The 8859-nt window shown below is 51.2% G+C and carries 7 protein-coding genes and 1 pseudogene; 2 read left to right on the top strand and 6 right to left on the bottom strand.

The genetic code is table 11. From position 1 onward, the window contains the following. Both HMPREF9469_RS17160 and HMPREF9469_RS17155 read left to right on the top strand, forming a co-directional pair. A pseudogene (locus HMPREF9469_RS17160) lies at positions 1-237 on the top strand (IS110 family RNA-guided transposase); the annotation flags it as partial. A 260-nt stretch (positions 238-497) separates the two neighbouring features. Beyond that, positions 498-1268, top strand: a complete 771-nt coding sequence (locus HMPREF9469_RS17155; protein WP_007864118.1) for a MerR family transcriptional regulator — start codon at positions 498-500, stop codon at positions 1266-1268. A 211-nt stretch (positions 1269-1479) separates the two neighbouring features. On the opposite strand, the gene HMPREF9469_RS17150 is transcribed toward HMPREF9469_RS17155, so the two are convergent. From HMPREF9469_RS17150 to HMPREF9469_RS17125, 6 genes are all read right to left on the bottom strand, one after another. After that, positions 1480-2208 carry a YebC/PmpR family DNA-binding transcriptional regulator gene (locus tag HMPREF9469_RS17150; RefSeq protein ID WP_007864116.1) on the bottom strand — a complete coding sequence of 243 codons (729 nt, stop codon included), beginning with the start codon at positions 2206-2208 and terminating at the stop codon, positions 1480-1482. Positions 2209-2402: 194 nt separating this feature from the next. After that, a complete protein-coding gene (locus HMPREF9469_RS17145) occupies positions 2403-3785 on the bottom strand; it encodes an MATE family efflux transporter (RefSeq protein WP_007864114.1) in 1383 nt (460 codons plus the stop codon). After that, positions 3745-5241 carry a hemolysin family protein gene (locus tag HMPREF9469_RS17140; protein WP_007864112.1) on the bottom strand — a complete coding sequence of 499 codons (1497 nt, stop codon included), beginning with the start codon at positions 5239-5241 and terminating at the stop codon, positions 3745-3747. The genes HMPREF9469_RS17145 and HMPREF9469_RS17140 overlap by 41 nt, the downstream gene beginning before the upstream one ends. Positions 5242-5462: 221 nt before the next feature. Next, complete coding sequence (locus HMPREF9469_RS17135; RefSeq protein WP_007864109.1) at positions 5463-5810, bottom strand: type II toxin-antitoxin system PemK/MazF family toxin; 348 nt, start codon at positions 5808-5810, stop codon at positions 5463-5465. 134 nt (positions 5811-5944) lie between these two features. After that, entirely contained in the window at positions 5945-7135 is a 1191-nt protein-coding gene (gene alr / locus HMPREF9469_RS17130) for an alanine racemase (RefSeq protein WP_007864106.1), read from the bottom strand. Positions 7136-7150: 15 nt separating this feature from the next. Then, the gene (locus HMPREF9469_RS17125; RefSeq protein WP_007864104.1) at positions 7151-8695 is read right to left on the bottom strand and encodes a bifunctional ADP-dependent NAD(P)H-hydrate dehydratase/NAD(P)H-hydrate epimerase; all 1545 of its coding nucleotides are present in this window, start codon (positions 8693-8695) and stop codon (positions 7151-7153) included. Between the last annotated feature and the right edge of the window lie 164 nt (positions 8696-8859).

The raw sequence follows: 8859 nt of genomic DNA, 5'->3' as shown, positions 1-8859 counted from the left end.
CAGAAGAGTGTGCATGTTTCCAAGCATGGCTCACCCGCTTTACGCAAAACACTGTACCAGGTCATGGATGTTCTAATTAAAACCAAACCGGATGATCCCGTTTATCTATTCATGGACAAGAAGCGCGCACAAGGTAAACCTTACTATGTTTACATGACCGCAGGTGCCAATAAATTTTTACGTATTTACTATGGGCGAGTGAAAGAATATCTTGCTTCTCTTCCGGCATCGGAATAACCAACACGTAAAACCTGTTTTTAGACCGGCATATCCTGGCGGTCTTATTTTGATACCCACTTTTCAACCTGTATAAATTTTTCAATGTTCTTTAAAATTTAGCTTGACTTTTTATTTGCAGGCTTGCTTTTTGCCCTGTTTTTTATTACTATAAACTATATACCAACTATATAGTCAACCGGATTTTCAGCTATTTATAAATTTTCACATTGGAGTTCCTGAGCAGTTACATTTTTACACGTTAAAAGGAGAAAGAGGACATGGACCTATCCACCGGAGAACTGGCAAAGATGTTTAACCTGAATAAGCAGACCTTGTTTTATTATGACAGGGAAGGACTTTTAGTCCCGGAGCACAGGGATAAACAGACCGGCTACAGGAAATACAGATTTGAGCAGATCTACAAGCTTGCCCTGATCTGCTACCTGAGAAAAATCGGTTTTTCCATTGACCAGATCCGGGAATATACCCAAAACAGGACCCTGGACATGCGCATCTGTGAGCTGAAGCGGCAGTCACAGGAACTGAGAAAGGCGTATGAGGAGATCCTCAACATTGATGATGTCATCCAGAGAAAGATCTTTTTTGTGGAACATAAGATGCGCAATATGAAGCAGGGAGAAGTGTCCCAAAGATATTACTTAAAACGGGCCTACCTGCCCCTTGGCATGGAGGAATCCATCTATACAAAAGAGGAATTCTATTTTTATCCCACCATTGCATTCTATACGTACAGGGAAGACAGGGACCAATATGAGACCACGTTTGGGGCGTACCTGGAAACCCTGGACCACATTGACCCGGCTGTTGCAGACCAGGTCCGGTATATTGAGGAGCAGAAATTCCTGTGTGTCTGCTGGAAAGGCAGTTATATAGGCATTGGGGCGAAGATAAAAGAACTGAGACAGGAATACGGATATCTGGGGCTATCCTCAGATACCTATAACTTTAATATCGTTGACCAGTTCCTGGAAAAGGACATGGAAGAATATATCACAGAGATCCAAATTCCCATTACCGGGATCAGCTAGGGGGATCAGCCGGAAGATCCGGCTAGGGAAGCCGGTTGGGGAAGCCGGCCGGGGGATCAGCTGGGAAGGCCGGCTGGAGGATCAGCTGGGAAAGCCGGCCTTCTTCCTCTGCCGCAAAAACAAGGCAGGGACCCGCACAGCATTTGCCGCGCGTTCCCTGCCTTTTATATCAGCCTATTTCAATACTTCTATTTATTTCCATATTTCTCAATCACTCATCCCAGTTGTGATATACGGCCTGGACATCATCATCCTCGTCCAGCAGATCCAGGGTCTTATTCAGCTTTTTGATATCTTCCTCATCAGTCAGCTCCACCCATGTCTGGGGGATCATGGTCACGGAGGCTTCCATCATGGGAATGTTCTGGGCTTCCAAAGCCTCGCGCACAGCGCTGAAATCATCCGGTGCCGTGATCACTTCATAGCTGTCCTCCTCCTCGGCGAAATCCTCTGCGCCTGCGTCCAGAGCAATCATCATCAGCTCATCAGGATCCATCTCGCACTCTTCCTTATCAATGATGATCTGTCCCTTCTTGTCAAACATGTAGGACACGCTTCCCGGAGTACCTACATTGCCGCCGCCCTTGGTAAAAGCGCTTCTTACATTGGCAGCCGTACGGTTCTTATTGTCAGTCAGTGTATCCACGATGATGGCTACCCCGCTTGGTCCATATCCCTCATATGTAAGGATTTCATAGTTAACGGAAGCGGCATCTCCGGCAGCCTTCTTAATACCGCGGTCAATGGTATCGTTGGGCATGTTGTTGGCTTTTGCCTTTGCGATCACATCGCGCAGCTTGCTGTTGTTGGCAGGATCCGCTCCTCCTTCTTTTACGGCAACGGCGATCTCACGTCCGATCACTGTAAAAACCTTACCTTTAGCAGCGTCATTACGCTCTTTCTTATGTTTAATGTTGGCAAATTTTGAATGTCCTGACATTGGTAAAACACCCTTTCCTTGTTCTTCTTTTTATCGGTTCTTCTACTTGAAAATACAGCCCAAGCCGTATCTTATACACATCTTTTCTATCTTAACATGATTTTTTTTATATGGCAAGCAAAAAATCCCGGGCCCCGGCCTCATGTGTGCCTTCGCATATATCCTCACTCATGGCTTCATGGATGTCTTCACTTTTACGGTACTTCCACCGCCAGGTTCCTCAGCCATTTTTTCTGCCGGTACCGTATATATCCCAGGATTGCCTTATACACTTCCTCCAGCATCACCAGGCCATACACCGCGTAGATGGGCAGATGCCACACCAGGGCTCCCAGAAAGGCCAGGGGGACTCCGATCACCCACACGCCGCTGGTGTCCAGGAAAAGACACATCTTTGTATCGCCGCCGCTTCTCAGCACACCCACCACATTCACATAGTTAAACATCTTGGCAGGCATATAAGCGGCAAAAATAAGGATGCACATATTCACGTCCCGCCCCACCTCTGCCGTAATATTGTAAAGGCTGATAATGGGCCATCGGATCCCGATCACCACCATGGCTGCGGCCATGGTGACAATAAACTGCAAAATAAAAAACTGGGTCGCATATTTCTCAGCCCGTTTCAGTTTGCCTGCCCCCAGCTCATTGCCCAGGATAACGGCCGTTGCCGCGCTGAGCCCCTGGAACAGGACCACCACAATGTCCTGTATGGTGGTGGCAATGGTAATGGCCGCCACCGCCTCATCCCCCATACGGCCATAGGCCAGGGAATACATGGTGGTTCCCAGCCCCCACATGAACTCATTGGCGATCACAGGAGCCGAGGTGGCTGCAAACTTCCTGACAAAGGCAGCCGGCCATCCAAATAATTGGGTAAACCCGCAGGCAATGGGCATTTTCTTAATGTACACATACCCCAGCACCAGGCCGATCTCAATCACACGGGCAATAAAGGTGGCTATGGCAGCGCCCTCCACCCCCAGGGCCGGAGCCCCGAACTTTCCAAAGATCAGCACATAGTTAAGGCAGATATTCACGGCAATGGCAATACAGCTGCTGATCACAGGGAATACCACCTTGTTCACGGCCCGCAGCATTGCCACATATACGTTGGTCAGGGCAATAAAGGGATATGTAAGGGCGGCCAGCCTAAGATATTTTGCCCCCAGCGCGATACTGTCCTGACTGGTGGTGAAAATGCGCATCACAAACTGCGGGGCGGCAATGGCCGGCACCACAAAAAACAAGGCTCCCCCCATTGCCAAAAGCAGGGAAAGTCCCAATACCTTTCTTATGTTCTTTACATCCCCGCTCCCCCAGAACTGGGCTGCCAAAACTCCGCTTCCGCTTACAATTCCAAACACCAGAAGGGAAAATACAAAAAAGACCTTATTAGCCAGTCCCACGGCCGCTATGGCCGTGGCTCCCAGGGTGCCGATCATCAGTGTGTCCACCAGGTTCACCACCGTGTTCAGCATGCCCTGCAAAGCCACCGGGCAGGCGATCATAAGGGCCTTTCTCAAAAATCTGCTGTCACGAAACATCTCCTTCGTGCTCTCTGTCAGGCCTCTCATACTTATCTTCCACCAAACCTTTTCCCAATCTGTCTGATCGGGGATTTTCTTTTTCTTTCTCACTGTCTCCACGCTCCTGGGACAGGCGCTTAAACACCAGGACGCTCTCGATCATCTTATTGCCGGCTTTTATCACCTCAAAGGTATATCTGCCGAAATCCACCCGTGGATTCTCCCCCTCCTGAGGGATCCGGTCCAGACGTGATATGAGGTACCCGTTCAGGGTATCATATGTATCGCTGTCCTCCTCAGGAAATTCAATGTCCAGTACCTCCATCACATCATCCAGAGGCGTCAGGCCGCTCATAATATAGGAGCCGTCCTCTGCTGCCGTGATGAAATCTTCCTCCTCATCATACTCATCCAGGATGTTTCCCACGATTTCTTCCAGGATGTCTTCCATGGTGAGAAGTCCGGCAGTCTGCCCATATTCATCCACCACGATTTCCATGTGTATCTTGCCTGACTGCATCTCCTTAAACAGGGTATCAATGCTCCTTGTCTCAGGGATAAAGTTAGCCTCCCTTAAAAGTCCGGGGATCTCCATCAGCGGCTTGTCCTTGTATTCTGCCTTCTCCACGCAGACCATTGCATCCCTCATATGGAGGATCCCGGTAATGTCGTCAATATCTTCCCTGTACACCGGGTAGCGTGTGTTAATCCCCTCGTTCAGTATAAAATCCACTGCCTCCTTAAGGGGCATGGTTCCGTCCAGCGCCGTCATGTTGGTGCGGTGGGTCATGATATCCGATGCTTCCTTGTCCCCAAGTTCAAAGATGTTGGTGATCATCTCCGTCTCGTCCGCCTCCAGGACCCCCTGCTCATGGCCTTCATTTACCATGGACATAATATCTTCCTCAGTTACATTGTCATCATCATCCGTGATCTCCACCCCAAAGAGTTTCAGCACCAGGGTGGATAAAAGTGTGATCAGCTTGGTCAGGGGCAGAAATATCCCTGCGGTAAAGAGGACAATGGGAAGCATATGATAGCCCCATTTTTCCGGCTCCTTTGCAGCCAGACGCTTGGGGATGATAATACCAAAACTGATGATGATCAGCAGCAGTATCACGGTCACCACAGCCATAAACAGGATCTGCTCCCACCACGCGGAATCCAGATACCACGGGGTTGCAGCCGTACCTGGTTTCCACCAGGCCAGAGGCTTGAATATATGGACATGTCTCATAAGACCATTGACCTGGACAGGGAGAATAACTGCTCCTGTGATCATTCCGATCAGATGGGTCGTGATCTGAATGGTGTGCACAAAACGCCCCGGCCGGTTGACAATCTCAAGCAAACGGGCCGCCTTCCTATTCCCCTCCTCAGCTTCATCCTCCAGTCTGCCTTCGTTTACATTCTGGATCGCTGCGCCGAAACCGTAAAACACGGCCTCCAGCAGGATAAAACCAATTAAAACCAGTATACTGACAGGCGAATAACCATCGTCCATAATTGTAGTAAGACTCCTTTCATACTCATGCTGCATCCGCTTTTCATTCCCAAAATGCCTTTCACGGAAATGAAAAAACAGAGCAACGCCCCTTAAATTCACGGCATAACTCTGCTTATCATAACATTTTTCTTATATTTCGTCAATGGCGCCCGGGCGTGTTTGGGAAATGCCCCTCCCGGCACCGGGGAATGCAGCCATCCCCGTCTGGAACCGCCTGCCTATGTATGCAGTTCCAGGCTTATCATCAGAGCCTCATCCACCCTGTGCTGCAGCTCCTCGTCTATATGGCATATCTTCTCCTTCAGCCGCTGCTTGTCAATAGTCCTCAGCTGTTCCAAAAGAATAACGGAGTCCTTGATCATGGCACACCGCCTGGTATTCAGCTCCACATGGGTGGGAAGCTTGGCTTTGTTCATCCTGGATGTAATAGCCGCACATATCACTGTTGGACTATGTTTATTGCCCACATCATTCTGGATGATCAGCACCGGACGGACCCCTCCCTGCTCGGAACCCACCACGGGCCTTAAATCAGCATAATAAATATCTCCACGTCTGATAATCACATCATTCACACTCCGTCAATTTATTCAACCATAGTATTGACCATATTTGACTTGTGTATACATTTCTTCCAGTGCACTGCAGCTGCACACTGATATAATATGATTCAGACCTTCATTTGGAGCATGGTAGGCTTTTACATATATCCAAAGCCTTCATAAATATCATTAAAATAATCTTTTTTGCCAATGATCCGATTGTCTCTCAGATAAACTCTGGGCACGCGCTTTCCAATGCCGCAGATGATCTCATAATGGAAACCGCCGCTTATTTCTGCCAGTTCCTCCACGGAAATACATTCCTCCCCATCCCTTCCAATAAGCGTCACCTTATCATCCTCCGAAGCATCGGGGATATCCGTCACGTCCACCATAAACTGGTCCATACACACACGTCCCAGTATCCTGGCCCTCTGCCCCCGAACCAGCACGGATCCTTTGCCTGAAAGGCTTCTAAGGTAGCCATCCCCGTATCCCACCGGTATGGTGGCCACGCGCATGGTCCTGTCGGCCACAAAGGTTCCCCCGTAACTCACCTGGTCTCCGGGCTCAATGGTCTTTATGTATGTGATAAAGCTTTTTAGTTCCATGGCGGGCATAAGCTTTACCGCGTCCCTGCCCACCTCATCAGAAGGGTAGAGCCCGTAAATGGAAATCCCGGCCCGCACCATGTCCAGTCCGTTGGATTCCAGGGATTCCACAATCCCGGCGCTGTTGGAGCAATGGCGGATGGGGATGGTCACATCCCTGGCCGAGAGCATGTCCACAAAATCCGTATATGCCCTGTATTGGGCGGTGTATGCGGTCTTATCCAGCTCATCCGCCTTTGCAAAGTGGGTGAACATCCCTTCGATACAGACTCCTCCCAGCCTGCTCATCCTGTACACCATGTCCGCGGACCTTTCATCGGGCTTCATGCCGATCCGGTTCATCCCCGTATCCACTGCCAGATGGATATTGGCCTTTTTTCCCATCTTCACCGCGGTGTCGGAAAGCTTCCTCACCTCCTCGTACCGGAACATAGCCGGACGGATATCATAGTGGACCAGTTCCTCAAAACGGCTCTCATGGGTCACACCCAGTATCAGGATCATTTTCCGGATCCCATGACGGCGCAGTATAATGCCCTCATCAATGGATGCCACCGCATATCCCTCCACATACGGGTCAATGGTCCTGGCCACGGGTACTGCCCCATGGCCGTATCCGTCCGTCTTGACCACACCCATCATGGCAGTGGACGGAGGCAGGTTATCCCTCATGGCCTTCATGTTGGCTGTCACTGCATCCAGGTTTATGGCCGCATATACTCTGCTGTATGGTTTCATTTTCAATGCCTCCTGTTATTCATGCGCCACGGACTTCATGGCTGCTCCGATACAATCTGCCAGATCGGAAGCCAGAAGGCTGTGCTGTCCTATTTTCCCTGCTGCCTGATCACCCGCACGCCCATGGAGATACACCCCCATAAGCGCGGCCTGTTCCTCCTCCATCCCAATGGCGGCCAGTCCGGCGATGATTCCGGTAAGCACATCACCGGAACCGGCTTTTGCCATGGCGCTGTTGCCGCTGGAGTTCACATAGAGGGTGCCGTCCTTTCCCGCCACCACGGTGGCCGCATCCTTGAGCACACAGGTGATCCCGTAACGTCCCGCGTATTCCAGGGCGGCTCCTGTGAGGTTTTCTTTGACGGCATCTATACTCTCACCGATGAGGCGGGCCATCTCTCCCAAGTGGGGGGTGATGATGATATTTTCCGTAAAATAAGTGGTGAGGTATGGATGTCCTGCAATGGCATTAAGGCCGTCTGCGTCAATAATGACCGGCACAAAGGCACTGGTCAGTATATCTTCCACCAGATACTCCACATAAGGTTCGCTTCCCAGCCCGGGCCCCAGCACCACCACATCAGCCCAGTTCATCTGTTCCTCTATCATCTTCTTAAACTCTTCCCTTCCCTGGATCAGCTGGTCCGAGGTGTAGGTGGCAATGATGGCTTCCGGCAGCCGTTCCTGAAGGATCTGGCGGTTTTCCTCCACTGTGAGCAGTTTCACAAGCCCCGCACCGGTGCGGTAAGCTGCCAGGGCGCTTAAATACGCTGCACCGCACATGTTTTTGGACCCTGCTGCGATCAGGACCTTCCCAAACGTCCCCTTGTTGGAATAGGCCGGGCGGTCCGGAATCAGACACAGGTCGCTGCTTTCATAAGTAAGCCCATACCCGTATCCCTCCTCCTGATCCCTCACGGCATCCAGGGCGCTTTCCGGAAAACCGATGTCGCAGACCCTGACGGTTCCCGCATAGGCACGGCCCGGATAGAGGGCGGTTCCCATCTTCTCCCATCCAAAGGTCACTGTCACATCCGCCTTCAGTGCCATCCCCATGACCTGGCCTGTGTCTCCATGGATCCCGGAGGGAATATCCACCGCCACTGTATGGGCGGCATGCCGGGCCTCCAGCATTTCCATACACTGCCTGTATTCCCCCTCAATGGGGCGGCTCAGTCCAACGCCGAATACCGCATCGATCAAAACAACGCAGTCCTCTCCCGCCGCTTCCTGCCACGGCCTCATCTGCATTCCCAGGTTCCGGGCAATGGCGGACTGGGCCAGAAATTCCGCAGTCCCACGGTCCGGATCCCCCACCACAAACAGGCTGGTCTTATATCCCTTCAGGTGCAGCATCCTGGCAGCCGCCACACCGTCCGCCCCATTGTTGCCCGTGCCGCACACGGCCCAGATCACATCCGCTTTCCCGGCAGTCTCCTCAACCGCCCGGGCCACCCACATGGCCGCCCGTTCCATCAGCACCATGGAGGGCACTCCAATGGTGTTGATCGTATAGGCGTCAATCGCCTTCATCTGTTTTGCCGTTACCAAAGTTCTCATCCCCGCTTACCTCCTCGCTATGAGCACTTAGAGACCGTATTGGGGTCTCTTACGTGCGATGCATGTCATCTCCACTTGGTAAGGTTCCTCACGAACCTAGTGGAGTGGCTCGCTATGAGCACTTAGAGACCGTATTGGGGTCTCTTACGTGCGATGCATGTCAT

Origin of the sequence: [Clostridium] citroniae WAL-17108 (genome assembly GCF_000233455.1) — a bacterium.
Lineage (GTDB): Bacteria > Bacillota > Clostridia > Lachnospirales > Lachnospiraceae > Enterocloster > Enterocloster citroniae.
This window is presented reverse-complemented; position numbering and strand designations above follow the sequence as displayed.

Excerpts from the sequence above, each read along its gene's own strand:
- HMPREF9469_RS17145 (WP_007864114.1), bottom strand. The coding sequence starts at position 3,785 with ATGAGAGGCCTGACAGAGAGCACGAAGGAGATGTTTCGTGACAGCAGA.
- alr (WP_007864106.1), bottom strand. The coding sequence starts at position 7,135 with ATGAAACCATACAGCAGAGTATATGCGGCCATAAACCTGGATGCAGTG.
- HMPREF9469_RS17125 (WP_007864104.1), bottom strand. The coding sequence starts at position 8,695 with ATGAGAACTTTGGTAACGGCAAAACAGATGAAGGCGATTGACGCCTAT.
- HMPREF9469_RS17140 (WP_007864112.1), bottom strand. The coding sequence starts at position 5,241 with ATGGACGATGGTTATTCGCCTGTCAGTATACTGGTTTTAATTGGTTTT.
- HMPREF9469_RS17150 (WP_007864116.1), bottom strand. The coding sequence starts at position 2,208 with ATGTCAGGACATTCAAAATTTGCCAACATTAAACATAAGAAAGAGCGT.
- HMPREF9469_RS17155 (WP_007864118.1), top strand. The coding sequence starts at position 498 with ATGGACCTATCCACCGGAGAACTGGCAAAGATGTTTAACCTGAATAAG.